The 26,301-nt window shown below is 70.2% G+C and carries 21 protein-coding genes and 2 pseudogenes; 19 read left to right on the top strand and 4 right to left on the bottom strand.

Translation table 11 applies throughout. The features are described from left to right. Nucleotides 1–5: 5 nt before the first annotated feature. From AC07ZS_RS17275 to AC07ZS_RS17220, 12 genes are read left to right on the top strand one after another with little or no spacing between them, the layout of a single operon-like run. On the top strand, nucleotides 6–1,001 hold the full coding sequence (locus AC07ZS_RS17275) for a GDP-L-fucose synthase family protein (RefSeq protein WP_494799755.1): 996 nt from the start codon (nucleotides 6–8) through the stop codon (nucleotides 999–1,001). After that, nucleotides 998–2,059 (top strand): CgeB family protein, encoded by a 1,062-nt coding sequence (locus AC07ZS_RS17270; RefSeq protein WP_494799754.1) that lies wholly within the window; start codon nucleotides 998–1,000, stop codon nucleotides 2,057–2,059. The genes AC07ZS_RS17275 and AC07ZS_RS17270 overlap by 4 nt, the downstream gene beginning before the upstream one ends. Beyond that, complete coding sequence (locus AC07ZS_RS17265; protein WP_494799753.1) at nucleotides 2,056–3,366, top strand: lipopolysaccharide biosynthesis protein; 1,311 nt, start codon at nucleotides 2,056–2,058, stop codon at nucleotides 3,364–3,366. Before AC07ZS_RS17270 ends, AC07ZS_RS17265 begins: the two co-directional genes overlap by 4 nt. Beyond that, nucleotides 3,363–4,523: a glycosyltransferase family 4 protein gene (locus AC07ZS_RS17260; protein ID WP_494799752.1), complete on the top strand. Its 1,161-nt coding sequence runs from the start codon at nucleotides 3,363–3,365 to the stop codon at nucleotides 4,521–4,523. The genes AC07ZS_RS17265 and AC07ZS_RS17260 overlap by 4 nt, the downstream gene beginning before the upstream one ends. Beyond that, nucleotides 4,520–6,178 carry a hypothetical protein gene (locus tag AC07ZS_RS17255; protein ID WP_494799751.1) on the top strand — a complete coding sequence of 553 codons (1,659 nt, stop codon included), beginning with the start codon at nucleotides 4,520–4,522 and terminating at the stop codon, nucleotides 6,176–6,178. The genes AC07ZS_RS17260 and AC07ZS_RS17255 overlap by 4 nt, the downstream gene beginning before the upstream one ends. Before the next feature lie 3 nt (nucleotides 6,179–6,181). After that, nucleotides 6,182–7,381: a glycosyltransferase family 4 protein gene (locus tag AC07ZS_RS17250; RefSeq protein WP_494799750.1), complete on the top strand. Its 1,200-nt coding sequence runs from the start codon at nucleotides 6,182–6,184 to the stop codon at nucleotides 7,379–7,381. Continuing rightward, entirely contained in the window at nucleotides 7,378–8,544 is a 1,167-nt protein-coding gene (locus tag AC07ZS_RS17245) for a glycosyltransferase (protein WP_494799749.1), read from the top strand. Before AC07ZS_RS17250 ends, AC07ZS_RS17245 begins: the two co-directional genes overlap by 4 nt. Beyond that, nucleotides 8,541–9,494, top strand: a complete 954-nt coding sequence (locus tag AC07ZS_RS17240; protein WP_494799748.1) for a methyltransferase domain-containing protein — start codon at nucleotides 8,541–8,543, stop codon at nucleotides 9,492–9,494. The genes AC07ZS_RS17245 and AC07ZS_RS17240 overlap by 4 nt, the downstream gene beginning before the upstream one ends. Next, on the top strand, nucleotides 9,491–10,051 hold the full coding sequence (locus AC07ZS_RS17235; RefSeq protein WP_494799747.1) for an LbetaH domain-containing protein: 561 nt from the start codon (nucleotides 9,491–9,493) through the stop codon (nucleotides 10,049–10,051). The genes AC07ZS_RS17240 and AC07ZS_RS17235 overlap by 4 nt, the downstream gene beginning before the upstream one ends. Beyond that, nucleotides 10,048–10,896, top strand: coding sequence for a glycosyltransferase family 2 protein (locus AC07ZS_RS17230; protein ID WP_494799746.1), 849 nt, complete (start codon nucleotides 10,048–10,050; stop codon nucleotides 10,894–10,896). Before AC07ZS_RS17235 ends, AC07ZS_RS17230 begins: the two co-directional genes overlap by 4 nt. Beyond that, on the top strand, nucleotides 10,893–12,131 hold the full coding sequence (locus AC07ZS_RS17225; RefSeq protein ID WP_494799745.1) for a glycosyltransferase WbuB: 1,239 nt from the start codon (nucleotides 10,893–10,895) through the stop codon (nucleotides 12,129–12,131). The genes AC07ZS_RS17230 and AC07ZS_RS17225 overlap by 4 nt, the downstream gene beginning before the upstream one ends. After that, nucleotides 12,128–13,339 (top strand): glycosyltransferase family 4 protein, encoded by a 1,212-nt coding sequence (locus AC07ZS_RS17220; protein ID WP_494799744.1) that lies wholly within the window; start codon nucleotides 12,128–12,130, stop codon nucleotides 13,337–13,339. The genes AC07ZS_RS17225 and AC07ZS_RS17220 overlap by 4 nt, the downstream gene beginning before the upstream one ends. Here the strand turns inward: AC07ZS_RS17220 and AC07ZS_RS17215 are convergent. Next, a complete protein-coding gene (locus AC07ZS_RS17215) occupies nucleotides 13,316–14,191 on the bottom strand; it encodes a trypsin-like serine peptidase (RefSeq protein WP_494799743.1) in 876 nt (291 codons plus the stop codon). The genes AC07ZS_RS17220 and AC07ZS_RS17215 overlap by 24 nt on opposite strands. Nucleotides 14,192–14,375: 184 nt before the next feature. Between AC07ZS_RS17215 and AC07ZS_RS17210 the strand changes: the two genes are divergently transcribed. Beyond that, nucleotides 14,376–15,023 (top strand): PEP-CTERM sorting domain-containing protein, encoded by a 648-nt coding sequence (locus tag AC07ZS_RS17210; RefSeq protein ID WP_494799742.1) that lies wholly within the window; start codon nucleotides 14,376–14,378, stop codon nucleotides 15,021–15,023. Between the two features lie 19 nt (nucleotides 15,024–15,042). On the opposite strand, the gene AC07ZS_RS17205 is transcribed toward AC07ZS_RS17210, so the two are convergent. The 3 genes from AC07ZS_RS17205 to AC07ZS_RS17195 are packed head-to-tail and all read right to left on the bottom strand — an operon-like array spanning nucleotide 15,043 to nucleotide 21,362. Next, complete coding sequence (locus tag AC07ZS_RS17205; protein ID WP_494799741.1) at nucleotides 15,043–15,804, bottom strand: PEP-CTERM sorting domain-containing protein; 762 nt, start codon at nucleotides 15,802–15,804, stop codon at nucleotides 15,043–15,045. A gap of 36 nt (nucleotides 15,805–15,840) precedes the next feature. Further along, complete coding sequence (locus AC07ZS_RS17200) at nucleotides 15,841–18,171, bottom strand: 5'-nucleotidase C-terminal domain-containing protein (protein WP_494799740.1); 2,331 nt, start codon at nucleotides 18,169–18,171, stop codon at nucleotides 15,841–15,843. 47 nt (nucleotides 18,172–18,218) lie between these two features. Then, nucleotides 18,219–21,362: an ExeM/NucH family extracellular endonuclease gene (locus AC07ZS_RS17195; protein WP_494799739.1), complete on the bottom strand. Its 3,144-nt coding sequence runs from the start codon at nucleotides 21,360–21,362 to the stop codon at nucleotides 18,219–18,221. A 106-nt stretch (nucleotides 21,363–21,468) separates the two neighbouring features. Here AC07ZS_RS17195 and AC07ZS_RS17190 point away from each other — a divergent pair. The 6 genes and pseudogenes from AC07ZS_RS17190 to AC07ZS_RS17165 all read left to right on the top strand — a co-directional run. Beyond that, nucleotides 21,469–22,530 (top strand): annotated as a pseudogene (locus AC07ZS_RS17190) (SdiA-regulated domain-containing protein); the annotation flags it as partial. Between the two features lie 24 nt (nucleotides 22,531–22,554). Then, nucleotides 22,555–22,650, top strand: a pseudogene (locus AC07ZS_RS17185) (PEP-CTERM sorting domain-containing protein); the annotation flags it as partial. Nucleotides 22,651–22,700: 50 nt separating this feature from the next. Further along, the gene (locus AC07ZS_RS17180) at nucleotides 22,701–23,420 is read left to right on the top strand and encodes a lamin tail domain-containing protein (protein ID WP_494799738.1); all 720 of its coding nucleotides are present in this window, start codon (nucleotides 22,701–22,703) and stop codon (nucleotides 23,418–23,420) included. A 149-nt stretch (nucleotides 23,421–23,569) separates the two neighbouring features. After that, entirely contained in the window at nucleotides 23,570–24,487 is a 918-nt protein-coding gene (locus tag AC07ZS_RS17175) for an ABC transporter substrate-binding protein (protein ID WP_494799737.1), read from the top strand. 26 nt (nucleotides 24,488–24,513) lie between these two features. Beyond that, entirely contained in the window at nucleotides 24,514–25,524 is a 1,011-nt protein-coding gene (locus AC07ZS_RS17170; protein WP_494799736.1) for an ABC transporter substrate-binding protein, read from the top strand. Continuing rightward, nucleotides 25,521–26,297, top strand: a complete 777-nt coding sequence (locus AC07ZS_RS17165; protein WP_494799735.1) for an ABC transporter ATP-binding protein — start codon at nucleotides 25,521–25,523, stop codon at nucleotides 26,295–26,297. The genes AC07ZS_RS17170 and AC07ZS_RS17165 overlap by 4 nt, the downstream gene beginning before the upstream one ends. Nucleotides 26,298–26,301 lie beyond the last annotated feature (4 nt).

The following is a 26,301-nucleotide window of genomic DNA, read 5'->3' as shown; positions in this document are numbered from 1 at the left end:
ATCCCATGCGCCACGATGCACGCATCTACGTCGCCGGCCACCTGGGCCTGGTCGGTTCGGCCATCGTGCGCCAGCTGCGCGCGGCCGGCTACCACCGGCTGCTGCTGCGCACGCACGCCGAGCTGGACCTGACGAACGCAGCCGCCACCGCCGACTTCTTCGCGCGCGAAAAGCCCGAGTACGTCTTTCTCGCGGCGGCCCGCGTGGGCGGCATCCTGGCCAACCAGCAACAGCCGGCCGACTTCATCCGCGACAACCTGCTGATCCAGACCCACGTGATCCACGAAGCCTGGCGCGCCGGCGTGCAGCGCCTGCTGTTCCTGGGGTCGAGCTGCATCTACCCGCGCCTGGCGCCGCAGCCGATGAAGGAGAGTGACCTGCTCAGCGGCCCGCTGGAGGCCACCAACCGGCCTTACGCGCTGGCCAAGATCGCGGGCATCGAGATGTGCTGGAGCCACAACCGCCAGCACGGCACCCGCTTCCTGGCGGCGATGCCGACCAACCTGTACGGCATCGGCGACAACTACGACCTCGACACCAGCCACGTCATCCCGGCGCTGCTGCGCAAGTTCCACGAGGCGCGCGTGCGCGGCGCGCCCCAGGTGACAGTCTGGGGCAGCGGCACGCCGCGCCGCGAGTTCATGTACAGCGACGACATGGCCGCGGCCTGCCTGTTCCTGATGAAGCTGCCCGAGGCCCCGTTCCAGGGCCTGCTGGGCAGCGACGAGGCCGCCACCGGCCGCTTCGAGCCGCCGCTCATCAACATCGGCGTCGGCCACGACCTGAGCATCCGCGAGCTGGCCCAGACCATCCAGCAGGTGGTGGGCTACCAGGGCGACGTGGTGTACGACACCGGCAAGCCCGACGGCACGCCGCGCAAGCTGATGGACGTCTCGCGCCTGCAGTCGCTGGGCTTCACCGCCAGCGTCCCGCTGGAGCAAGGCCTGCGCCGCGCGCTGGCCGGTGCCGACTTCGCCCGCGCCGTGGCGCGCGCCGCATGAATGCCCTCATGCCCTCCGTGCTCTACCTGGGCCAGAAGAGCGGGACCTGCCTGGACCGCGCGAACGCGCTGCGCCGCATCGGCTGCACGGTCGAGCACATCGACCCGCGCGAGCTGCTGCCCGCCACGGTCTGGGTGGACCGCTGGACCTGGCGCATGGGCGGGCACTGGTTTTCGCCCTGGGCGCAGCGCGCGCTGCAGGCCCGCCTGGGCTTCAAGCGCTACCACCTGTGCCACGTGGACTGCGGCGAATGGATCACCCCGCCGGTGATCGAGCTGCTGCGCCGGCATGCGCGGCACGTCATCAACTACAACAACGACGACCCCACCGGCCCGCGCGACGGCGCCCGCTTCGCCGCCTACCGGCAGGCCGTGCCGCACTACGACCTGGTGGCGGTGCTGCGCGAGACCAATGTGCCCGAGGTGAAGGCCCTGGGCGCGCGGCGCGTGCTGCGCGTGCACCACTGCGCGGACGAAGTGACCCACGCGCCCCGCCCCTTGAGCGAGGCGGACCGGCAGGCCTGGCGCTCGCAGGTGCTGTTCCTGGGCACCTGGTTTCCCGAGCGCGGCCCCTTCCTGCTCGACCTCATCCGCCGAGGCGTGCCGCTGACCATCCGTGGCCCGAACTGGCACAAGGCGCCCGAATGGGCCGAACTCAAGCCGCACTGGGCCGGTGGCGCCATCGGCGGCGACCACTACGCCAAGGCGATCCAGTGCGCGCAGCTGAACCTGGGGCTGCTCTCGCGCGAGAACCGCGACCTGCACACCACCCGCTCGCTGGAGATCCCGGCGCTGGGCAGCCTGCTGTGCGCCGAGCGCACGCCCGAGCACACGGCCATGTACACCGAGGGCGAGGAAGCCCTGTTCTGGTCGGACGCGGAGGAATGCGCGGCGGTGTGCCGCGAGGCCCTGGCCGACGAAGACCGGCGCCAGCGCATCGCGCTCGCAGGGCAGCGCCGCCACCGGCTCGGCCCGCACCGCAATCAAACCCTGATGCGCTCGCTGCTGACGGCGGTCGACCAGATCGAAACCGAGCCGGTGCCGGAGCCCACGACGTGAGCCGCGGCCTGCTCCAGCGCGTGGCCGCCGGCATGGGCGCCAACTCGGTGGGCATGGCCATCACCATCGGCACCCAGCTCGCCTCGCTGCCGCTGTTCCTCGCGGTGTGGGACACGCGCACCTACGGCGTCTGGCTGATGCTCAGCGCCCTGCCCGCCTACCTGTCGATGGCCGACGTGGGCATGGTGACCGCCGCCGGCAACCGCATGACCATGGCCATGGGCGCGGGCCAGGCCCCGCTGGCCAACCGCGTGTTCCAGAGCGCGCAGGGCTTCGTGCTCTGCGTCTGCGGCGCGCTCGCGCTGCTGGTGCTGCCCGGCATCTGGTGGTCCGCCTGGCCGGCCGACGCCACCACCGACCAGCGACTGGCCCTGATGGCCCTGGTGGCCGGCGTGCTGGTCTCGTTCCTGGGCGGCCTGTCGGAACAGCTCTTCAAGGCCACGCACCGCTACGCCCAGGGCACCCTGCTGGGCAACGCCACGCGCCTGGCCGAATGGGCAGGCTGGATGCTGGGCCTGCTGCTCTGGGGCAGCTTCGCCGCCGTGGCCGTGGGCGGCCTGCTGTGCCGCGTGGCCGGCACGCTGCTGGCCATGCACGTCGCGCGCCACGGTGCGCACGGTCTGAGCTGGGGACTGGCGCACGCCGCGCCGGGCGAGCTGCGCCGCATGGTCCGGCCGGCCGCCGCGTTCATGGCCTTTCCGCTCGCCAACGCCCTGAGCCTGCAGGGCGTGACGCTGCTGGTGGGCGCCCTGCTCGGCCCGGTGGCCGTGGCCGTGCTCAACACCTACCGCACGCTGGCGCGCACCGCCGTGCAGGCCACGGCGATCCTGAGCCACGCCCTGTGGCCCGAGTTCGCGCGCCTCTTCGGCCAGGGCGCGCTGGCCAGCCTGCGGCAGCTGGCCTGGCGCAGCGCCGGGTGGGGCGTGGCGCAGTCGCTGCTGCTGAGCGCCGCGCTGTTCGTGCTCGCGCCCTGGCTGCTGCGCGCCTGGACGCATGGCGAAATCGGCTTCGACCCGGGGGTGTTCGGCCTGCTCATGGCCTACGCGGCGGTGGCCGGCCTGTGCCATGTGCCGCGCGTGCTGCTCATGTCCATCAACCGGCACGGCCCGCTCGCCCTCTGGTCGCTGCTGGCCAGCGCGCTGTGCGTGGCCATGGCCTGGCTCCTGAGCGGGCCGATGGGCCTCACCGGGGCGGCGGCCGCCATGCTGGCCAGCGAAGCGCTGCTGACGGGCATCTGCCTGCGGCTGGCCGGGTGCGCGGTCGCGGCACCCGCCGCCGCGCCGCGCGAGCAAGGGGTGACGCCATGAAGGTCGCGCTCTCGGTGCCGGGCAAGTTCCACACCTTCGACCTCGCGCGCGAGCTGCACGCGCAGGGCGCGCTCGCCGGCATCCTCACCGGTTACCCGCGCTTCAAGCTGCGCCACGAGCAATTGCCCGCGGCGCTGATCCGCACCTTTCCCTGGTTCATGGCGCCCTACATGGCCAACCCGTGGCAGCAGCGCCTGCCGCGCCACTGGACGCGGGCCCAGGAACACCTGGTGGCCACCACCTTCACCGCCTGGGCGGCCGCCGCGCTGCCCGCCTGCGATGTGTACGTGGGCCTGTCGGGCAGCTCGCTCGCGGCCGGCCGGCGCCAGCAGCGCCAGGGCGGGCGCTACGTGTGCGACCGGGGCTCGGCCCACATCCGCGCGCAGGACGATCTGCTGCGCGAAGAGCACCGCGAGTGGGGCCTGCCCTTCGAGGGCGTCGATCCGCGCAACGTGGAGCGCGAGGAAGCCGAGTACGCGCAGGCCGACTGCATCACCGTGCCCTCGGCCTTCGCGTGGCAATCCTTCGTGCGCCAGGGCGTGCCGCCGCACAAGGTGCAGCGCCTGCCCTACGGCGTGGACCTGGCGCGCTTCGCGCGCTCGGGCGACCCCGACGCGCGGCGCTTCGACCTGCTCTTCGTCGGCGGCATGAGCCTGCAGAAGGGCGTGCCCTACCTGCTGCAGGCCTACCGGGCGCTCAAGCACCCGGCCAAGTCTTTGAAGATCGCGGGCACGCCCTCGCCCGAGCTGATCGCGCACCTGAGCGCCAAGGGCCTGTGGTCCCCCGGCATCGAGGTGCTGGGCCATGTGCCGCAGACCGAGCTCAAGCACCTCATGAGCCGCAGCCACGCCCTGGTGCTGCCCAGCGTGCAGGACGGCTTCGGCATGGTGCTCGCCCAGGCCATGGCCTGCGGCTGCCCCGTGATCGCCAGCGAGCACACCGGCGCGCGCGACCTGTTCGACGACGGGCAGGAGGGCTTCATCGTCCCGATCCGCGACGCGGCGGCGCTGACCGACCGCTTCCAGCGGCTGGCCGACGAGACCGGCCTGCGCGAGCGCATGGCGGCGGCCTGCATCGAGCGCGTGCAGCGCCTGGGCGGCTGGCGCGACTACGGCCAGCGCGCGCTCGGCCTCTACCGGCAGCTGGTGGCCACATGAGTGCCGCCCGGCCGCCCGAAGGCGCTCGCACCGCAGCCCGTCAGGGCGAAGGTATCCCCGTGAGCAATGCCCGCTTCATCCTGCTCAGCCTGATGGCCCTGGCCACCCTGGCGCTGGCGGCGCAGATGGCGATCGATTTCTCGACCGTCAACATCGGCTCGGCCTGCATCGTGTTCGCCTCGTCGATCGCGATGCTGCTGTACCTGCTGTGGACGCCAGCCCTGCACACCCACCCGCTCTCCACCTTCGCGCTCTTCGGCTTCTGCGTGACAACGCAGCTGGGTGCGCTGCTGGGCCAGACCGTCTTCGGCGCCTCGCTGGCGCAGAACCTGCGCCAGCCCATGGAGACCTTCGCCACGCTGGCGGGTTTCCAGGCCGTGGCCGCGCTGGGGCACATGCTCTACCGCTGGTTCCTGCACCCGGCGCCTCAGCCGTCGGCGGTGGAGCCGCCGCTGGAGGCCGCGCCCTCGTTCATCCGCCAGCTGCTCGGCAAGCTCGGCCTGTACGAAGCGCCGCCCACCAGCGCCTTGTGGCTCATGGGTTACGTGGGCCTGTTCGCCTTCCTCATCAGCGGCGGCAGCGAAGGCACTTTCCGCAAGGTGCTCGACGGCATGCGCTTCCTGACCTGGGCGCCGTTCCTGATCCCCATGTACCTGATCCAGGTCGGCCCCGCCTACTGCCGCCCGCGCCGGCAGTACCTGCACCTGCTGTGCTTCGGCAGCCTGGTGGTGCTGCTGGGCCTGGCGGCCAATGTGCGCAGCATCATGCTCTCGGGCTTCGTGACGATCGCGCTGTTTGCCCTGCTCACCGCCCTGCGCAGCCAGGCGCCGGTCTCGGGCAAACGCTGCCTGCAGCTCGGCGTGCTCGGCCTGGTGCTGGGCGCGGTGGCCATTCCCATGACCGACCTGGCCACCGCGATGGTGGTGGCGCGCAAGGTGCGCGGCGGCGTGTCGGCCGTGGACATGGTGAAGGAGACGCTCTACTACTTCCAGCGCCCCGAGCTGCTGGCGCAGCAGGAGCGCATCCAGCGCGACGCCGCCACCCTGGACAAGTACGACGAGTACTACTTCGAGAACCCGCTGCTGGCGCGCCTGATGGAGACCAAGTTCCACGACAACTCGCTCTACTTCGTCTCGCGCTTCTCGCAGAGCGACACGGCCCGGCTGGCGGACACCTCGGTCGATCTCATGTGGTCCATCCTGCCCAACCCGGCGCTCAAGGCGCTGGGGGTGGACGTGAACAAGCGCGACCTCGAGTTCTCGATGGGTGACTACCTGAGCCACCTGAGCCAGGGCGGCCCGCTGGGTGGCTACCGCACCGGCTCCATGCTGGCCCAGGGCCTGGCCCTGCTGGGCGTCGGCTTCGCGATCGTGTACTTCTTCGCCTGCCTCGGGGTGTTCGCCCTGCTCGACCTGCTGTCGTACCGGTCGCGCTCCGGCCAGGTGCTGCTGACCACCGTGGGCATGTTGTCGATCTGGAAGATCTTCCAGTACGGGCTCACCGCCGATGCCTTGCACGCCTGGGTCTCGCTGGTGTTCCGGGAGCTGCCGCAGCAGGTGTTCTTCTTTTTCCTCATCACCACCTTCGTTCGCTGCCTGGGCCTGGTGTTCCATGGCCACGCCCGCGCCACGACCGTGCACGGCATCTCCCCCTAGACCATGCGCATCGTCCTCTTCACCCACCCGGCCTTCCTGGCTTCGCAAAGCATGCCCCGCTTTGCGCAGATGCTGCGCAACGCCTACACGGCGCGGGGGCACGAGGTCCAGGTGTGGTCGCCCCCGGCCCGCGTGCGCCGCTGGGTGCGCGGGCCGCTGTCGAAGTGGGCCGGCTATGTGGATCAGTACCTGCTGTTCCCGATCTGGGTGCGGCGGCAGCTGGCACGCCAACCCGACGACACGCTGTTCGTGATGAGCGACCAGGCGCTCGGACCCTGGGTGCCGCTGGTGCGTGGCCGGCCGCTGGTGGTGCATGTGCACGACCTGCTGGCCCTGCGCTCGGCCCTGGGCGAGATTCCCGAGAACCGCACCGGCGCGAGCGGGCGAATCTACCAGCGCTACATCCGCCGGGGTTTCCAGCAGGCGCGCCATTTCATCTGCATTTCGCAGCGCACGCGCGAAGACCTGCGGCGCGTCGGCGGCATCGATCCGCTCTCGTGCGAGGTGGTCTACAACGGCCTGAACCAGCGCTTCGCGCGCATCCCCGCGGCGCAGGCCCGGGTGCAGTTGCGCGGCGCGGGCATGCCGGTGGCGCCGGGTGGCGTGCTGCTGCACGTGAGCGGCGGCCAGTGGTACAAGAACGTGGCCGGCGTGCTGCGCCTCTACGCGCACTACGCCCGCGCCCAGCGCCACCCCCTGCCACTCTGGCTGGTGGGCGTGCCGCAGACCGAGGCGGTGCAGGCCGTGCTGCGCGAGGTGCCCGAGCAGGGCACGGTGCATTTCCTCTACGGCATCGACCACGCGCTGCTGCAGGCCGCCTACTCGGTGTCGCGCGCCTTTCTGTTCCCCAGCCTGGCCGAGGGTTTCGGCTGGCCCATCGTGGAGGCACAGGCCTGCGGCTGCCCGGTGGTCACCACCGACGACACGCCGATGAACGAGATCGGCGGCCCGCACACCACCTACCTGCCGCGCCTGCGCAGCGGCGACGACGGGCAGGCCTGGGCCGCCGACGGCGCCCGCCGGCTCCACGCCGTGATCAACGAACCGGTCGCCGACGCCCTGGCGCGATCGCAAGCCTGCATGGCCTGGGCCCGCCGTTTTGACGCCGACCGCGCCATCGGCCAGTACCTGCAGGTCTACGGGCAGGTGCTCGCCGGCGAGCAGGTGAACCTCAACGCCGACATGGCCAGGACCCCCGCATGAAAATCCTGCAAGTCATCCACTCCGCCGACCCGGCCCGAGGCGGCCCCATCGAAGGCGTTCGCAACGTCGCCCACCGCATGGCCGAACTCGGTTGCGAGACCGAACTCGTGACCCTGGACGACCCCGCGTCGAGCTGGCTCGGCCAGCTGAGCCAGAAGGTGCACGCGCTCGGCCCGAGCCGGGGCAACTACGGCCTCAACGGCCGCATGGTGTCCTGGCTCGACCAGCACGCGCGCGGCTACGACTTCGTGATCGTCAACGGGCTCTGGCAGTACCACAGCTTCGCCACCTGGCGCGTGCTCGCGCGCACCGGCCAGCCCTACGCCGTGTTCACCCACGGCATGCTCGACCCCTGGTTCAAGCGCACCTACCCGCTCAAGCACTTCAAGAAGTGGCTGTACTGGCCCTGGGCCGAATACCGGGTGCTGCGCGACGCGGCCGCCGTGCTCTTCACCTGCGAGGACGAGCGCCTGCTGGCGCGCGAGTCCTTCCGGCTCTACAAGGCGCGCGAGCAGGTGGTCTCGTTCGGCACGCGCACGCCGCCGGACGACGGCGCGGTGCTGGCCGTGCGCTTCCTCGATGCCCACCCCGCGCTGTGGGGCAAGCGCGTGCTGCTGTTCCTCGGGCGCATCCAGGAAAAGAAGGGCTGCGACCTGCTGATCGACGCCTTCGCCGATGTCGCCGACCAGGCGCTCGACCTGCATCTGGTGATGGCCGGCCCCGACCAGACCGGCTGGATGGCCGCACTGCGCGCCCAGGCCGCGCTGCGCGGCGTGGACCACCGCATCCACTGGGTGGGCATGCTGCAGGGCGATCAGAAGTGGGGCGCGTTCCACGCGGCCGAGGCCTTCGTGCTGCCCTCGCACCAGGAGAACTTCGGCATCGCGGTGGCCGAGGCGCTGGGCTGCGGCCTGCCGGTGTTGATTTCCGACAAGGTCAACATCTGGCGCGAAGTGCAGGACGCGGGCGCCGGCCTCGTGGCCGACGACACGGTGGATGGCACGCGCGCCCTGCTCGAGCGCTGGCTCGCGCTCCACCCGGCGGACCGCCAGCGCATGGCCCTGGCCGCCAGCCGGCTGTTCAAGAAGAGCTTCACCGTCGAAGCCATGGCCGACAGCCTGCTGCAGGTGATCCGGCAACACGCCCGGGGGAGACAGCCATGAGCGTGGTCAAGACCCACTCGGTGGGCCACATCGCCACGGCCGGCGGCTGGCTCTGGGAAAACCTGCAATTCCTGCAGATGCGGCTGCAGGGCCTCAAAGGCCGGGGCGACGACATGGCCGAGCTCATGCAGGAGCTCGACGGCTACCGCACGACTTACGAATCGCTCAGCGGCTGGCTGTTCCAGGACGCGTCCCTCTTCGAGGTGGGCTACGGCGCGCGCCCGCTGCGGCTGCTCGCGCTGAGTTCGCTGGGCCTGAACGCGCGGGGCATCGACCTGGACGCCCCGTTGCTCGACGGCTCCGTCCCCGAACTGCTGCGGGTTCTCAAGACCAACGGCTGGCAGCGCTTCATCAAGAGCGCGGTGCGCGCCAAGGTCTTCGATGCGCACGAACGCCGCGCGCTGGACCGTGCACTGGTGCAGCGCGGCGCGCGCCTGCGCATCCAGCCCGAGCGCTTCCTGGTCGGCGACATCGCCACGGCCAGCCTCGCGCCGTCGTCCATCGACTTCTTCTACTCCGAGGACGTGTTCGAGCACATCCCGCAGGACGCGCTGGACGCCGTGTGCGCCAGCATGGCGCGCGCGCTCACGCCCGACGGCGTGGCCCTCATCGCGCCGGCCGTCTTCACCGGCATCGGCGGTGGCCACCTGGTGGAGTGGTACGCGCACACGCTCGGCAGCGACATGGAGCGCCGCTCCGAACCCTGGGAGCACCTGCGCCAGCGGCGCTTCCAGGCCGACTGCTTCCTCAACGAGATGCGCCTGGCGGACTACCGGCGCCTGTTCGAGCGCCACTTCCGGGTCGAGGCGGTGCACAACCTGCAGGCCGGGCACGGCGCGGCCTTCCTGACCGAGGACGTGATCGAGGAACTCGACGACTACACCGAGGAAGAACTGCTCGGCGACAAGTGGCGCTTCGTCCTGCGCAAGAAGCCGGAGAGCCCACCGTGATCCTGCAGGACAACGACCCCTTCACGCAGCCCTCGTTTTCGCTGGGCAACCGCGCGGCGCGCGCGCTGTGGGGCGTGGTGTGGCTGCTGGTGTTCCGCCCGAGCCCGCGGCCCGCACACGCCTGGCGCCGCGCGCTGCTGCGCCTCTTCGGCGCCCGCCTGGGGACCGACGTGAACGTGTACGCCAACGTGCGCATCTGGGCCCCCTGGCAGCTGCGCATCGGCAACCGCGTGGGCGTGGCCGATGGCGTGACGCTCTACAACATGGCGCCGATGGAGATCGGCGACGGCTGCGTGATCTCGCAGGGCGCGCACCTCTGCGGCGGCTCGCACGACATCGATTCGTCCAACTTCCAGCTGGTGGCGCGGCCCGTGGTGCTGGAAGACCAGGTGTGGATCTGCGCCGATGCCTTCATCGGCCCCGGCGTGCGCGTGGCGCGCGGTTGCGTGGTGGGCGCGCGCGCGGTGGTGATCAAGGACATCCAGGAGCCCTGGACGGTCTGGACCGGCCACCCGGCCACGCGCAAGCGCAGCCGCCAGCCCAGGAGCCTGCCGTGACCCCGGTGTCCGTGCTCATCCTCACCCGCAACGAGCAGCAGGACCTGCCCGGCTGCCTGGCCAGCGTGGCCTGGAGCGACGACGTGCACGTGCTGGACTCGCTGAGCACCGACCGCACGCGCGAGATCGCGCGCGAGGCCGGCGCGCAGGTGACGGAGCGCGCCTTCGACGGTTACGCGAGCCAGCGCAACGCCGGCCTGCGCCTGCCGTTTCGCCACCCCTGGCTGCTGGTGCTCGACGCCGACGAGCGCGTGCCGCCCGCGCTGGCCCGGGAGATCGAGGCCTTCGTGCAGGGCGCCGGGGCGCACACCGACATCGCCGCGGCGCGCATGCGCCGGCGCGACATCTGGTGGGGCACCTGGCTGCGCCGCTCGCAGATCTCGCCCTTCTACGTGCGGCTGCTGCGGCCCGATCGCGCGCGCTACGAGCGCGAGATCAACGAGGTGCTGGTGGTGGATGGCCCCATTGCCGACCTCGCCCAGCCGTTCGACCACTACCCGTTTTCCAAGGGGCTGGACCACTGGCTCGACAAACACAACACCTACTCGCGCATGGAAGCCCAGCTGATCGTGTCGAGGTCGGTGCAGCAGCCGTCCTGGCGCACCGCGCTGTTCGGCGCCGACTTCAACGAGCGGCGCGTGCACCAGAAGGCGATCTTCTACCGCCTGCCGGCGCGCCCGCTGATCAAGCTGTTCTACATGCTGGTCTGGCGGCGCGGCGTGCTCGACGGTGTGGCCGGCGTCCGCTACGCCCTGCTGCAGACCATCTACGAGTACCTGATCGTGCTCAAGGTGAAAGAAGCCGAACAGGGGCAGCGCGCGCCGGCGGCGCCGGAGCGGCCATGAAGATCCTGATCCACAGCGCCAACTTCGCGCCCGAGGTGATCGGCGTGGGCAAGTATTCGGGTGAGATGGCCGAGTGGCTGGCCGCCCAGGGCCACGAGGTGCGCGTGGTCGCCGCCCCGCCCTACTACCCGGCCTGGCAGGTGGACCGGGCCTTTCACTGGCCGCCCTGGCGGCACGACACCTGGCGCGGTGTGCGCGTGTGGCGCGCGCCGCTGTGGGTGCCCCGGCGCCCCGGCGGCCTGCAGCGCGTGCTGCACCTGTGCACCTTTGCGCTGTCCTCGCTGCCGGTGATGCTGCGCCAGGTCGCCTGGCGGCCCGACGTGGTGCTCACCGTGGCGCCCGCGCTGGTGTGCGCGCCCGGCGGCTGGCTCACCGCGCGCCTGAGCGGCGCCCAGGCCTGGCTGCACGTGCAGGACTTCGAGGTCGACGTGGCCCTGCAGATGGGCCTGCTGCGCGGCGAACGCCTGGGGCGCACGGTGCGCGCGCTGGAGTCGTGGCTGCTGCGCCGCTTCGATGTGGTCTCCACCATCTCCGGGCGCATGCTGCAGCACCTGCGGCGCAAGGGCGTGCCCGAAGAACGCACGCACCTCTTCATCAACTGGGCCGACGTGGCGCGCATCCGCCCCCTGAGCGGCCCCAGCCCCTACCGGGCCGAGCTGGGCCTGGCACCCGGCACCCACGTGGCGCTTTTTTCGGGCACCCTGGGCGCCAAGCAGGGCCTGATGGTGATCCCGCAGGCCGCGCGCCTGCTGGCCCACCGCAGCGACCTGGTGTTCGTGGTGTGCGGCAACGGCCCGATGCAGGCCGAGCTGGAACAGGCCGCGGCCAGCCTGCCCAACCTGCGCCTGTTGCCACTGCAACCGCTGGAGCGCCTGAACGATCTGCTGGGCCTGGCGGACGTGCACCTGCTGCCCCAGAGCCGGGAGGCCGAAGACCTGGTGCTGCCTTCCAAGCTGACCGGCATGCTGGCCAGCGGCCGGCCCGTGCTGGCGACTTGCCGCACCGACACCGAGCTGGCCGACGTGGTGTCGCGCTGCGGCCGCGTGGTGCCACCCGGCGACGCGGGCGCGCTGGCGATGGCGCTGATCGGCCTGCTGGACCACCCGGCGCAACGGCAGGCCCTGGGCGAACGCGCGCGCGAGCACGCGCTGCGGCACCTCGCGCGCGACGCGGTGCTGCAGTCGCTGGTGGACCGCATGCAGGCCCGGCGCGGGCCGGCGCCGGAAGGCGCATGAGCGCAGCGCCGGGCCGCCCCCAAGCAAGCTCGCACCGCAGCCCGCAGGGCGAAGGTATCCTGGTGAGCGCCGCCAGCTTTCCGGCCGCCGGGGACATCGTGATCTTCCAGCCGGAGTTCGTGGAGTTCGGGGGCGAGGAACGCGTGATCCTCTCGCTGTCCGAGGGTCTGCATGCGCAGGGCCTGGCGCACAGCGTGCTGTGCTATCACGACCGCATCGACCTGGCCCGGCACGCGCGGCTGCCGCTGCGGGTGCACGCGTTGCGACCACCGCAGGGGGGGATGCACCGCGCCATGGCGCTGCGCCGGGCCTTGCTGCGCCTGCAACAGCGCGGGGACCCGGTGCCGGTGCTGTTCAGCATCCAGTCGGCCCTGCACGCCGGGCTGGCCGGGCTGGCCAGCCCGGTGGCCTACCACCTGCGCATCCCCGACACCTACCGCCTGCTGCAGAGCCCGCCCCGGCACCGCGCGCAGGAACTGCTGAGCGTGCGGCACTGGGCCACCCGCCAGGGCGTGCAGGGCGCGCGCGCCTTCGCCACCAACACCCAGGCGCTGAGCGACGAGATGCGGGCGCTCTACGGCCGCGAGGCCCGGGTCTTCCACCTCGGCGGCTTCGGCCAGCAGCCGCTGGCGCGGGCGCCCACGCGGCCCCTGGCGCCGATCGAGCTGCTCAGCGTGTGCCGCCTACAGACCAGCAAGCGCATCGACTGGATGCTGCACGGCCTCGCGGCCATCGTTCGCGAACCCCGCGGCGAGCCGCCGTTTCGCCTGCACGTGGCGGGCAGCGGCCCGCAGGCGGCGGAACTCGCGGCCCTCAGCCACCGGCTGGGGCTGGACGACCGCGTGTTCTTCCATGGCTTCGTGGACGACGAGCAGCTCGCCACGCTGTACCGGCGCGCGCATGTGTTCCTGATGCCCGCGCTGCAGGGCTATGGGTTGCCCGCCATCGAAGCGCTGTACCGGATGCAGGGCGTGGTGCTGCACCGCGAATCGGGCGTGGTCGAATTGCTCGACGACACGCCCTGGGTGGTGGTCACGGACGGCGGCCCGGCCGGCTTCACCGAGGGCATGCGCGAGATGCTGCGGCGCACGCAGGAGCCCGGCTTTTTCTCGCGACCGCTGCCGCCGCTGCCCACCGAGCAGGGCTGGGGGCGGCAGCTGATCGAGGCCTTCGGCTGGGCGCCTTCAGCGGGCGGCCTTCGCGCCTGAGGCCGTCGCGGGCTTCGGGGGCGCGGCCAGCACCTCGCGCATCCAGCCCAGGTGTTCGGACAGCACGATGCCGCCAGCGCCCGTGCCATGGGCACCGCGCGTGGCGGGGCCGGCAGCGAAGTTGATCTCGAAGCTGTTGAGTCCCGCCAGCCACCACTGGCCGTCGACCTGCACGAAGGCGGCGCTGCCCGAATCGCCGTTGACCAGCGTGGCCTCGCGCCGCGCGCCCAGACTGCCGTTGGCCGGCACGGCCGGGCCGATGCGGTTGCTCTCCAGCGTGGGCCCATCGAAGTCGAACAGGTAGGTGGCGGGCCGACCGATCGCGTCGGCGAACACCGCATCGACCCGGTTCTCGCCAGTGGTGACCAGCGTGGTGCTGCCGCCGTGGCTCACCAGCGTGATCACGCGGCCCAGCAGCGCACCGGTGAAGATGCGCGGCACCTGCAGCGCCTGGGGCGCATGGCGGCTCAGGCGCACGATCGCCAGATCGGCGTGCACCGAGGGGTCGCCAGGCAGGTTGCCCGTGGTGGTGCCGGTGTAGGCCGGGCTCACATGCACCTCGGTTCCCGTGGCCATGAAGCCGCCGCCCAGCGCGCTGCGAAAGCGCATGCGGCCGGGCTCGGCGATGTTCACCGCGTGCACCGCCGTGAGCACGTGCTCGGGCCCGATGAGCACACCGCTGTAGAGCCGGCCCCCGCTGTCCAGGCTGACGACCCCGGACCACGGCGCGTCGGCCGCCATCTCCTGCGGGCCGGCGCCGCCCGTGAGCGCCAGCGCCGCGGGCGCGCCCCACAAACCGGCGAGCAGGCCCGCACAGGCCACGAATCGCCCAAAACCATCCATTCGGATCATGCCGACACCCCTGTCCAACGCGGTTGAAAAGAACACAGCACCAACCCCGCCCGCAGAATCCGGGTTCGTGGCTGGCAGGCGTGGCAGAAGATACCCAGGCTGGTGTTACTTTTCCATCACGGTCCAGTCTTTCGTCCATTGGCATCGGCGCGCCGACAGGGGCGGCCGACGAAAGGTGATCCTCATGAAACGTCTCGCATCTCTGACCCGGGCCGCGTGCCTGTCCCTCGGCCTGGTGGCCGCCACCGGCATCGCCAGCGCGGCCGACCTCGACAAGACCGGCGGCAGCTTCGTCGACCTGACGCACGCGGCCGGCACGTTCAACCCCGACTGGCTGGGCAGCGCGGCCACGTACGCCACCGAGTTCGACCTCTCCGCGCTGTGGCGCGGCGCGCCGCTGCTGCTGTCGCAGGCGGCCACGGTCACGTACACGCTGGTGGGCTTCGAGGCCGCGTACAACAACGCCTTCGTCGCCGGCCTCGGGCGGCTCAGCAACCAGCTCAACGGCATCGCGCAGCTCGGCAGCAGCTTCAGCAGCACGATCGACGCCGGCGGCGCGCTCGACTTCGGCTTCCTCAGCAACGGCCTGGGCGCGCTGTGGGGCAACGGCAGTGCCAACGTCGGCGTGATGCTCTCGGCCGACCGCCAGAGCGCGCTGCTGCTCTTCAACGACTCGTACGCCGACAACGATTTCGACGACATGGTGGTGCGCGTCACGATCGCGGCCGTGCCCGAGCCCGAGACGCTGGCCATGATGCTGTCGGGGCTGGGCGTGGTCATGGTCGGGGCTCGGCGTCGGGCTCGCAAGATGGCGGCGGCTCAGGCGGTTTGAGGCGGTCGGTGGCCCGGGCTCAGGCCTGGGTCGCCTGTTGCTGCTTCTTGTTGCGGCGGCGGGCGTAGCCGCCCATGAGGCCCAGGCCGGCCAGCAGCATCGCGTAGGTCTCGGGTTCCGGCACGGCGCTCACGACCACGTTGTCGATGCGCAGTTCGGAGGTGTTCAGCACGTCGCCCACGTCCACCACGCCCAGGGCCAGCGAGACGGCGCCGCTGCTGTTGGCCTGGTAGGTGTAGGTGGACTGGTACCAGCTCCAGTTGACGTTGCTGCTGTCGGCGAAGGTGCCGAGGAACACGCCGTTGAGGACCGAGCTGGTGGTGTCGACGAACTTGAACACCGAGTCGTTCAGGGCCACGAAGCCGAAGTCCGGGTTGACGGTGTCGGTGGACAGGAAGGCCCAGTTGAAGGTGACCGTCAGCAGGTCGCCGGCGTTGGCCACGAAGTCCTGGCGCACGGCGGAACCTTCGTAGGCGTAACCGCCCAGGTCGAACGCGGACACCGGGATGCCGGCCAGATCAGGCGAGGCGAAGAAATCGACCGCGGCCACGCCGGACTGGTTGTTGAAGCCGTTCTGGCCGGGGATGTCGTCGTCGTACAGCGAGGCCGTGGTCAGGCGCAGGCGGTCGTTGGCGGCGAGCACGTCGCCGTAGGACTGCCAGCCCGTGGTGGCGTTGGCGTCGAACGTGCCGTTCTGGAACGTGGTGCCCTGGGCCAGGGCGGGCGCGATGCCGGCCGCGCACAGGCAGGCGGCGGCGACGAAGGTGCGGAGTGCTTTCATGGGAAACCTTTCGGGTGAAGAAGATCGTCAGGGGAATCAGGGAGCGGGGGCCGGCACGAGGTCCCGGCCCGGGGCGAACTGGGCGGCGGTCAGGCCCTTGAGCGTGACCAGGGGACGCGGCGCGATCGGGCCGCTGGCGCCATCGGTGTCGAGCATCACGTGCACACCGCCAAGGGTGTCGACGAGACTCACATGGCCGCTGGCCACGCCGTTGCCCACCACGCCGATGCTGGCCAGCAGGGGGTTGAGGTCGAGCTTGTCCACGTAGGGCGTGAAGTCGGTGATGGTGTCGCCGGCATCGCGCACGCTGGTGTAGCGGAAGGTGTCCAGGCCCGCGCCGCCGGTGAGGGTGTCGGCACCGGCGCCGCCGATGATCAGATCGTCGCCCGCGGTGCCCACGAGCGTGTCGCGCCCGCTGGTGCCGTTGCGCGTCACGCCGGCCACGGTGCGGGCCACGGCCGCGTCGATCAGCCGGCCGCCGCGGTCGAAGGCGTTTTCCTCGCCGTACATGTTGGCGGTGATCTCGTCGCCGTCGGCGGCGTTCAGGCGCTGCAGGCCGCCTTCGGCCTTGGGCGTGCGGATGAAGCTGGCAAGCGCTTCCTGGTAGGTGATGGTGTTGACGTTGTTCTCGAACACCACGGCGTTGGCCGCGAAGGGGAAGCCGTCGCCGCCGTTGGCGGTGAAGTCGATGGTGGCGAACGAGAAGATGCGCGGCGAGACCACGGCGCCGTTGTCGACCAGCACGGTGCCGTCGTCCAGCGTGATGCGGCGGATGCGGTCGCCCGAGTTCAGCGCGGTGCCGCGCGCCGTGCGCAGGGTGTCGTAGACCACCTGGATGCCCGAGACCTGGGCGAAACGGCCCTGCGGCACGCCGTTGGCCGTGGAGGCGGCCACCGAGTGCTCCAGCAGGTCCTTGAGCTGCGCGGCGTTCATCGCGGGCGCGCGCTTGACCAGGTTGGTGAACGGCAGCACGTTGAAGGTGTCGCCGGTGGTGACGTTGCCGGGGCCGGCCACGCTGGTGCGGATGCCGCCGCCGTTCTGGATGCCCACGTCGGCCTTGCCGGCGAAGCGCATGGCGTCGGCCACCAGGTTGCCCAGGCCGGTGTCGGCGTTGCGCACGCCTTCGGTGTAGTCGCAGGGCGCGGCCGGGCAGGCCACGTGCGTCGGGCCGTTGAGCGGCACCGCCGTGGTGCCGATGACCTGGGCGTTGAGCGCAGCGATGTAGCTCGACACCGGCGCCACCACCGCAGCCGCCACGCCGGCGTGGCCGGTGACGCGGTCGGCGTCGGCGGCGGCGCCGCTCACGCGGACCATGCGGGTGCTGTCGATGCTCGTGACCTGGCCGGTGGTGTCGTCCAGCGTGAGGTTCACTTCACCCACGTAACGGTTGCCGAAGTGGCCGGTGACCAGGGGCACGGCCTTGTTCTGGGCGTCGGTGGCGTACACCGGGTGCGTGCTGTAGGTGGGGGCCACACCGCCGTTGATCAGCAGGTCGTCCGGGTCGGTCATGAGTTCGTGGCCGCCGCCGGAGATCACCAGGTCCACACCGCTGAGGGCGGGCACCATCACCTGGAGCTCGTTCTGCGAGTTCTGAAGGTGGCTCATGACGACGATGGCCGTCACGCCCTGGTTGTTGCGCAGGTCGTCGATCTCGGCCTGCACCAGGGGCAGCAGGGCCTGCAGGTTCTGCAGTTCGCTGTTGGCGGCGCTCCAGTTCTTCATGATGCCGGCGGGCGGCGAGGAGATGGAGGGCAGCAGCGGCGTGGTAACACCGATCACGCCGACCTTCTTGCCACCGGCGGTGGTGAGGATCTTGGAGGCGGCCACCTTGCCCTGCGCCTGCAGGTTGGCGAACTCGGGGGTGGCGGAGAAGTCCAGGTTCACCGACAGGTAGGTGGTGCCCGAGACCTCGGCGAAACGCGCGGCCACCGGGCCGGTGTTGTCCAGGTCGAACTCGTGGTTGCCGAAGGTGGTGGCGTCCACGCCGATCAGGCGGTTGGCGATGGCGTCGTAGAAGTCCTGGCCGCCGTCGGCGTGCGCGCCGGCGAGGTTGGCGAAGCTGGCGGTCAGGCGCGGGCCGGGCAGGAAGGAGTCACCGGCGTTGAGCGTGATCACGCTGCGGCCGGCGGACTGCGCCGCGGCCTTGCGGTTGGCGACCACGGTGGCGAGGCGGTCCACGCCGCCGTAGAACGAGATGGCCTGGCTGGCGTCGTCGCGCAGGTTGCCCTGCGCGGAGAGCAGCCACGATTCCTGGTCGCCCAGGTGCAGGACCGTCAGGCCCTCGGCCCAGACCGAGCCGCCGCACAGGACGAGGGACGCGGCGAAGGCACAGGCCGTGCGGCGAAAGAGTTGGCGGGATGCATTCATGAGAAGAGGCTCCGTGTTGAAAGAGATGTCGATAAAAGAGGAAGGCTTCACAGGCCGAGGTCGCGGGCGGCAACGATCTGGGCGGCGCTCACACCGGTGAGGGTGAGCAGGGGCCGCGCGGCAAGCGGGCCGGCGCTGCCGTCGGCGTCGATCTGGACCACCAGGCCGGCGGCGCTGTCGACCAGGCGCACCACGCCGTCGGCGATGGCGTTGCCGCCCGTGTAGCCGATGGACTGCAGCAGGGCGACGAGGTCGATGCGGTCGGTGCCGGGCACGAAGTCGGTGATGCGGTCGCCGGCGTCGCGCAGGTCGGTGTAGACGAACACGTCGGCACCTGCGCCACCGGTGAGCACGTCGGCACCGGGGCCGCCGGTGATCACGTCATCGCCAGCCGTGCCGACCAGGGTGTCGCGCGAGGCCGTGCCGTTCACCGCCTTGCGCAGGGCCAGGCCCACCAGCACCGGGTCGTGGTCGGAGGAGCGGTACACCGTGTTGGTGTAGTAGTCGCTCAGCTTGAACTCGGTGTTGTAGTCGATCACCGACGGCTCGTCGGCGTTGATGCGCCAGTGGATGGCGCCCGTCACCTTGGCGCTCAGGCTGGCCGTGGCCAGGCCGTGGTCGAGGTAGCCGGCTTCGCCGTCGAACACGTAGGAGTAGCCGAAGGCGTTGAAGCGCGCGATCTCGTCGACCAGGCCGTTGTTCGTCATTTCGAGGATGGGGTCTTCCTTGCCGTAGGCGTTGATGTCGCCCACCACCATCACGTCGTTCGAGCCCGAGGTGGACTGGATCTGCGAGACGAAGCCCAGCAGCGCCTGCGCCTGCTCCACACGGGTGGCGTTCCAGCAGCCCTGGCCGTCGCCCGCATCGGCGTCGGCGCCCGAACCGCTGGGGCAGCTGCCCTTGGACTTGAAGTGGTTGACGACCACCGAGAAGCGCTCGCCGTTGGCGGCCGCGAAGGTCTGCGCCAGCGGCGGTCGGTTGTGCACGCTGTCGGTGTCGCTGCGGGCCTGGCCGACCAGCGAGAGCTTGCCGGGCTTGTAGATCATGGCGACGCGGATGGCATCGGTGCCGCTGCCGCCCGTGGGCATGGCGACGGTGGCGTAGGTGTTGGCACCGGCCACGGCGTTGAGGCCGCTCACCAGGTTCTGCACGGCGGTGTTGCCGTTGTTCTCGATCTCCATCAGGCCCACCACGTCGGCGTTGAGGCCGACGATGGCCTTCACGATCTTGTCGCGCTGGCGGGTGAATTCGGCCGCGCTGTCGGCGCCGCGGCAGTCGGAACGGCCGCCGCCGGGGTAGCAGCTCGCGCCCGCCTGGTCGATCGTGGTGAAGTAGTTCAGCACGTTGAAGGCACCCACGCGCACGTTGCCGCCCACGGCCGCCGGCGTGCCGGGGCGCGGATTCTCGCGGCTGAACACCACCTCTTCGGTCGGATGGATCTTGTAGTCGCTGATGCCGTCGGTGAGGTTGGTGGCCAGGCCGTAGTCGATGACGCCGGTCACGCCCGAGGGCAGCACGTCGCCGGCGCGCAGGGTGTTGTCGGCGGCGAGGTAGGGCGTCGGGTCGGGGTTCTGGATCGACAGGCCGTCGTCGAGCAGGATGCGGCGGCGCGCGTTGCCGTCTTCCATCGCCAGCGCCTCCACCGAGCCGGCGGGGTGGCGGTTGGTCGGCTTCTCCAGGCGGCCTTCGGCGGAGAGGGTGACCTGGCCGTAGCGGCCCTGGAAGAAGTTCTGCGAGGCGGTCAGCGGCGTGGCGATGTGCACCAGCATGCCTTCGTAGCGCTCGAGCTCACCCTCGGCCACTTCGGGCAGCGTGATCACGGTCGGCGCCACGGTGTGGCCGGTGGACAGCAGCGCGATCGTCGGCGCGGTGAGCTGCGTGAGCGGGCGCGCCACGGCCTGCGCGCCGGTGCCGGTGCGGTACTCGGTGACGGTGCCGGTCACGCTGAGCTCGTTGCCCGCCACCACGTTGGCGCCCGGGGTGCTGCTGGTGAAGACGAAGAGGCCGTCGGAGGTGCTGGCGTCGCCGTCGCCCACCGGGTCCTGCAGGAAGAAGCCGTTGTTGGTGACCAGCGTGACCACGCCGCGCACCGTGGCCGACTGGCCTTCCAGCGGGCTCAGCGCACCGCTGCCCTGCACCTGCGGGATGGTGAGGCTGCCGTTGACGGTGACCGTCAGGTTGCACAGCGCGGTCTGCAGTTCGTTGTTGGAGAAGGTGACTTGCACCGGGTAGCTGCCCGCGGCCAGCGAGCCGGCGACCACCAGCGACGCGGTGGCCGTGCCGCCATCGGCGACGGCGGGCTGGAAGCCGTCGAGCGCGATGCCGGCGGGCGTGCCGTTGCCCAGGGTGATGCCGTTGACCACGCTGTCGCTGTCGGTGGCGCTCAGGGCCAGCGTGCCGCCCACGCCCTGGTCGAATGCCGTGCCGGCCGGGCAGGCCGTGGCGATCGGCTGGTTGATGCTGCCGCCCACCGGCGTGCCGGTGATGGCGATGTCGTCGATGCCGACCCACTCGTCGTTGCCCACCGCGTTGGTGGTGATGATGCGGACCTGCAACTGGGCCTGGTTGTTGGCGGCGGCCGGCAGCACCACCGACACCGGGAAGGTGGCGTTGGCGAGGTTGGGGCCGGTGGTGGCGTCGGCGACGAAGCCGGCCGGCACGTTGATGAAGTTGCCGGTGTTGCCCACGCGGTATTGCAGCGCGACCGGTTGCACGGCGTCGTCGGCCGAACCATCGAGGTCGCGCAGCGTGTAGGCCACGCGGATGTCCTGCTGGCCGGTGGTGTTGAGGTGGATGACGATGTTGGGCGCGTCGGCGGTGCCCGAACCGTTGAGCGCGACCACGGGGTTGGCGATCGCGAACTCGGCCACGCCACCGTTGGTGAGGGTGTTGGGGTTGGTCTGGTTGGCCAGCACGTTGACCACCTGCGAACCGACGCCCAGCACGGTCTGCGGGTTCGCGCCGGTGGAGGTCACCAGGTCGTCACCGCGGTAGCCCACGATGCCGGGCACGCCCGACCAGCTGTCGTTGGCCGTGATGAGGCCGGCGTTGGACCAGTCCTGCGCGAAAGGAAGGTTCTGCGGCGCGGTGTCGGCCCACACGGCGGAGGCCGTGAGCAGGCCCAGCGCCATCAGGCAGGCGGGCAGGCGGCGTTGAACGGACGGGCAGCGCGGATCAAGGGTGGGCTTCATCTTCAGGACCTGGTTGGTGTGGTTGGGCAGCACGTTGAATGGCGCGCAATGCAATGCAACTGCGGCGCCGGACTGCGTCAGATGATGCAGAGCGTGCGTCACGGAAATGCAACCGCGGGCCACGGCTTTACTGAGCCGAACGGCTCATCAAGTTCGGCCGGCGCCGCAGCAACCGCGTTCGGCATCACGAGGTCGACCGCGGCGCACCCGCGTGGTCCGAACGGCGCACGGCAAAGCCCGAAAAAGGCGCGGTTCGGCAACAGGCCCGCAATGCTGGGTGGCCAGAATTCCGCCGCAAGCGGACTCGCTTCGAGCCGCTCCAGACGAAAGAGACACCATGAACGTGCGCCCCCTTCTGCTTGCGCTGTGCGCAGGCCTCACCCTCCCCGCCCTGGCCCAGACGCAGCCTTCGCTCAATCTCTCGGGCTACACGCTCACCCAGCAGTTCCGCCTGCCCGGCCAGCCCGGCATGGTGTCGGAGGCGTCGGCCATCACCTACAACTGGGACACCGGCACGCTCTTCGTGGTCGGCGACGAAGCCGAGGCCATCGTGGAGGTCTCGCGCACCGGCGAAGTGCTGGGCTCGATGAAGCTCAGCGGCTTCGACGACACCGAAGCCCTGACCTACGTGGGCAACGGCCAGTTCGTGCTGGGTGAAGAGCGCACGCAGAGCCTGTTCCGTGTGGACTACACCGCCAACACCACCGCCACGCGCAGCGCCAGCCTGCCGGCCTACTCGCTCGGGAGCTACAGCAACAACGAAGGCCTGGAGGGCGTGAGCTTCGATCCACGCAACGGCAGCTTCATCGCCGTCAAGGAAAAGAACCCGCTGGCCGTCCTGGAGGCAAACATCGACTTCAGCACCGGCACGGGCAGCCACGGCGCGCTGTTCGATCCCGCCAACATGGTGTTTGCTCAGCCCGACTGGACCGGCTCGATCCGCCCGCTCGACCTGGCCGACATCCAGGTGCTGTCCACCGTGCCGGGCCTCTCCGGCACCGGCATCGACGACCACCTGCTGGTCATCAGCCAGGAATCGCGCCGGCTGTTCGAGATCACCCGCACCGGCGAGGTGCTGGGTTCGATCGACCTCAAGTTCCTCAGCGGCACGGCCGAGGGCGTGACCATCGACGAGAACGGCGTGATCTACATCACCCAGGAACAACCGTCGGTGTTCGTCTTCACGCCCGCCGCCCTGGTGCCCGAGCCCGAGACCTACGGCATGTTGCTCGCCGGCCTGGGCCTGGCCGGTTTCATGGCGCGCCGCCGCAACCGCACCGCGGCCTGAGCACCCCACTTTCTTCCGTCAACCACTCCACCCCTGAACGAGGTTCTTCCATGAAAAAAATGTCCGTCCTTCACCGCATGCTCGCCGCCACGCTGCTCGCCGGCAGCGCCCTCATCGCCGCACCGGCGCACGCCAGCGTCTTCATCACCGAGTTCTCCTACCAGAGCGCCGCGAGCGATGAAAAGGGCGAGTACATCGAGTTCACCAACACCGGCCTCACCGACGTGGACTTCACCGGCTGGAGCTACGACGACGACAGCCGCACCAGCCTGACCTTCAACCTGTCGGAGTTCGGCATCGTGCGCGCAGGCGAATCGGTCATCGTCACCGAGATCGATCCCGACCTCTTCCGCACCCGCTGGAACCTGGACAGCTCGGTCAAGGTGATCGGCTTCATGGCGCCCAACTTCGCGCGCGCCGACGAAGTCAACCTCTACGACGCGCAGCTCAACCTGGTCGATCGCCTGACCTACGGCGACAACACCATCGGCGGCGTGCGCCCGCGCTTCAACGCCGCCCGCCCGGGCAGCTTCGCCGAACTCGGCCAGAACAACATCCACGGCTGGGTGCTGTCCTCGGTCGGTGACGCCGACGGTTCGTGGACCTCGACGGTCGGCGATGTCGGCAGCCCGGGCTTCAGCTCGCTCGTGACCCCGGTGCCGGAACCGGAAGCCTATGCCCTGCTGCTGGCCGGCCTGGGCATCGTCGGTGCCGCCGTGGCCCGCCGTCGGCGTGCGACCTTGCCGACCGAGGTCCCCGCCACCGCCTGACGGTCACCGTCCCTGAAAGAAGGCCCGCGCAACGCGGGCCTTTTCGTTTCAGCGCCACGGGCACTTCGCAAGAATAAGGGTTAACACTTATTCTTTTATCTACGTTCATGAAGAAAATTTGCATGACATTGACATGCAAATGAAGCGACATGAAACTCTGGATCGATGCCCACCCTGACCCGATGATGGGTCTGATGCCCATGTACCTGGCGATCGAGCAGGGCCTGTTCGCCCGGCGCGGCATCGAAACCGCCTTCGTCGAACGCTCCGCCGTCCAGGCCATCGAGGACATGCGCAGCGGCCGCATGAACCTCAGCTTTTCGGGCCCGACGCTGACCATCATGGCCTGGCAGCGCTTCGGCCTGGCAACCCGTGTGGTCTCGCCCGCGGCCATCCGGGGCAGCTACGCCGGGCGCACGGCGGACTTCTGCAACATCTATGCCCGGCACGACGTGACGGTGCGCGAGCCGCGCGACTTCGAGAACCTGCGCCTGGGCGCGTTCGCGCTGGACGGCGGCATCACGCACAGCGCGCCCTTGCACCTGCTGCGGCGCGCCGGCGTGGATGTCGATCGTCTGCAATGGCGGCCCATGCCCTTCTTCCAGATGCCGGCCGCGCTGGAGCGCGGCGACATCGACGTGGCCCTGTGCGTCGAGCCGTTCACCACGCAGATCGAATCGCGCGGGCTGGGCTATCCCGTGGACCACGTGCTGGGCGCCGACACGCTGGCCATGGCCGCCACGGGCAATCCGTCGCTGGTGTCCAACTGGTGGACCACGCGCGCCAGCTACGAGCGCGACCCGCTGCTGTTCGACCTCACACACGACGCGCTGGCCGAGGCCACCGCCGCCATCTACGCCGACCCCGAGGCCGGGTTCAACGCCCTGGCGCGCCACACGCGCGGCGATCTTCGCCTGCTGCGCGAAGTCGGCCTGAAGTCCACCGTCTTTTTCCCCTTCAGCCTGCAGTCGCCGACCTTGCGCACCATGTACCAGCGCTGGGTCGACGTGCTGCGCGGCGCCGGGTTGCTGAACGACCACGTCGACGTGGCCGAATTGCTGCGCTGATCTTTCCTTCCCTCCGGAGAACCGCCATGACACTGCTGGAACCCGCCCGTCGCCTTGCCCTGGCGTGCCTCGCGGCGCTGCCTTTGATCGCCTCTGCCCAGTCGGCCGACAACAAGCTGGAAAAAGCCACCATGTTCATCGGCTGGCGCGCCGAGCCCGAATGGGGCGGCTTCTTCCAGGCCGTGGCCAACGGCATTTACCGCAAGCACGGGCTGGACGTGGACATCCGCCTGGGCAGTCCGCAGAGCAACCCGACACAGCAACTGCTGGGCGGCCGCACCGATTTCATCGCCGGCTCCAGCGGCACTGCGATCAATGCGCTGCGCGAGAACGTGCCCCTGGTCACCGTGGCCGCCCTGCTGCAGAAGGACCCGCGCGTGCTGATCGCCCACCCGAACCAGGGCGTCGCGAAGCTGGAGGACATGCAGACGCGCACCCTGCTGATCGCGCCGATCGGTCGCGTCACCTTCTGGCCGTTTCTCAAGAGCCGCTTCGGCTTCAAGGACGAGCAGATCAAGCCCTACACCGGCTCGCTGGCGCCGTTCATGGCCGACAAGACGGTCGTGCAGCAGGGCTTCGTGACGAACGAGCCGTTCGCGCTGGAAAAGGCGGGCGTGCCCAACGTGGTCAGCGTGCTGCTGGCCGATCGGGGCTGGAACCCCTACGTCACCACGATCGTGACCACGCGCGAGAACGTGGAGAAGCGCCGCGAGTACGTGCAGAAGTTCGTCAACGCGACCATCGAAGGCTGGTACAGCTACCTCTACGACAACCCGGCGCCCGGCAACCAGCTGATCAAGCAGAACAATCCCGAGATCAACGACGAGCAGATCGCCTACGCCATCCGCGCGATGAAGCAGCACGGGCTGGTGGACTCCGGTGACGCCCAGGAACTCGGTATCGGCGCCATGACCGAGCAACGCTGGGCCTCCTTCTATCAGACCATGGTGGCTGCCGGTCTGTACCCCGAAGGTCTCGACCTCCGGCGCATCTACACGCTGGACTTCGTGAACAAGCGGCGGGGTGTGCGCAAATGAGCTTCAACGACCACGGTGCATCACCTCTGCGTCTGGATGGCGTCAGCAAGCGCTACGGCAACCAGACCCTGGCCATCGACAACGTCAGCTTCGCGCTTGAAAGGGGAAGCTTCACCAGCTTGCTGGGGCCGTCGGGCTGCGGCAAGAGCACGCTGCTGCGCCTCATGGCCGGCCTCGGGGAGGCCACGCAGGGCAAGGTCACCCGGCCTACGCGGCGCGGCGCCATCAGCTTCGTGTTTCAGGAACCCACGCTCATGCCCTGGGCCTCGGCCTTGTCCAACGCCATGAAGCCACTGACACTCACCGGCACGCCACGCGCCGAGGCGCAGGCACGGGCGATGGCGGCGCTGGAACAGGTCGGCCTCAAGGGGTTCGAGCATGCCTATCCGCGCGAGCTCTCGGGCGGGATGAAGATGCGCGTGTCGATCGCCCGCGCGCTCGCCACCGACCCCGAGGTGCTGCTGCTGGACGAACCCTTCGCTGCGCTCGACGAGATCACGCGCTTCAAGCTCAACAACGACCTGCTGGCGCTGTGGCAACAGAAGCGTTTCACGGCCGTGTTCGTCACGCACTCGGTGTTCGAGTCGGTGTACCTCTCGCAACGCGTGCTGGTGCTGGCGGCAAGGCCGGGCCGCCTGCACAGCGACATCCTCATCGACAGCGCGTCCGAGCGCACCGAGACGTTCCGCACCTCAGGCGAATACGCACAGCTCTGCCGCGAGGCCTCGGCTGCCCTGGAATCGGCCATGTTTGCCCACGCCGCACCACGTTGATCCC

This window comes from Hydrogenophaga sp. GW456-12-10-14-TSB4 (genome assembly GCF_059424305.1).
The sequence above is the reverse complement of the archived record's forward strand: the minus strand, read 5'-3'. Positions and strand labels throughout refer to the sequence as shown.

Bases quoted from the DNA above. Each gene is read 5' to 3' on its own strand.
- AC07ZS_RS17275 (WP_494799755.1), top strand. From the start codon at position 6: ATGCGCCACGATGCACGCATCTACGTCGCCGGCCACCTGGGCCTGGTC.
- AC07ZS_RS17270 (WP_494799754.1), top strand. From the start codon at position 998: ATGAATGCCCTCATGCCCTCCGTGCTCTACCTGGGCCAGAAGAGCGGG.
- AC07ZS_RS17260 (WP_494799752.1), top strand. From the start codon at position 3,363: ATGAAGGTCGCGCTCTCGGTGCCGGGCAAGTTCCACACCTTCGACCTC.
- AC07ZS_RS17255 (WP_494799751.1), top strand. From the start codon at position 4,520: ATGAGTGCCGCCCGGCCGCCCGAAGGCGCTCGCACCGCAGCCCGTCAG.
- AC07ZS_RS17250 (WP_494799750.1), top strand. From the start codon at position 6,182: ATGCGCATCGTCCTCTTCACCCACCCGGCCTTCCTGGCTTCGCAAAGC.
- AC07ZS_RS17245 (WP_494799749.1), top strand. From the start codon at position 7,378: ATGAAAATCCTGCAAGTCATCCACTCCGCCGACCCGGCCCGAGGCGGC.
- AC07ZS_RS17240 (WP_494799748.1), top strand. From the start codon at position 8,541: ATGAGCGTGGTCAAGACCCACTCGGTGGGCCACATCGCCACGGCCGGC.
- AC07ZS_RS17225 (WP_494799745.1), top strand. From the start codon at position 10,893: ATGAAGATCCTGATCCACAGCGCCAACTTCGCGCCCGAGGTGATCGGC.
- AC07ZS_RS17220 (WP_494799744.1), top strand. From the start codon at position 12,128: ATGAGCGCAGCGCCGGGCCGCCCCCAAGCAAGCTCGCACCGCAGCCCG.
- AC07ZS_RS17215 (WP_494799743.1), bottom strand. From the start codon at position 14,191: ATGATCCGAATGGATGGTTTTGGGCGATTCGTGGCCTGTGCGGGCCTG.
- AC07ZS_RS17210 (WP_494799742.1), top strand. From the start codon at position 14,376: ATGAAACGTCTCGCATCTCTGACCCGGGCCGCGTGCCTGTCCCTCGGC.
- AC07ZS_RS17205 (WP_494799741.1), bottom strand. From the start codon at position 15,804: ATGAAAGCACTCCGCACCTTCGTCGCCGCCGCCTGCCTGTGCGCGGCC.
- AC07ZS_RS17200 (WP_494799740.1), bottom strand. From the start codon at position 18,171: ATGAATGCATCCCGCCAACTCTTTCGCCGCACGGCCTGTGCCTTCGCC.
- AC07ZS_RS17195 (WP_494799739.1), bottom strand. From the start codon at position 21,362: ATGAAGCCCACCCTTGATCCGCGCTGCCCGTCCGTTCAACGCCGCCTG.
- AC07ZS_RS17180 (WP_494799738.1), top strand. From the start codon at position 22,701: ATGAAAAAAATGTCCGTCCTTCACCGCATGCTCGCCGCCACGCTGCTC.
- AC07ZS_RS17175 (WP_494799737.1), top strand. From the start codon at position 23,570: ATGAAACTCTGGATCGATGCCCACCCTGACCCGATGATGGGTCTGATG.
- AC07ZS_RS17170 (WP_494799736.1), top strand. From the start codon at position 24,514: ATGACACTGCTGGAACCCGCCCGTCGCCTTGCCCTGGCGTGCCTCGCG.
- AC07ZS_RS17165 (WP_494799735.1), top strand. From the start codon at position 25,521: ATGAGCTTCAACGACCACGGTGCATCACCTCTGCGTCTGGATGGCGTC.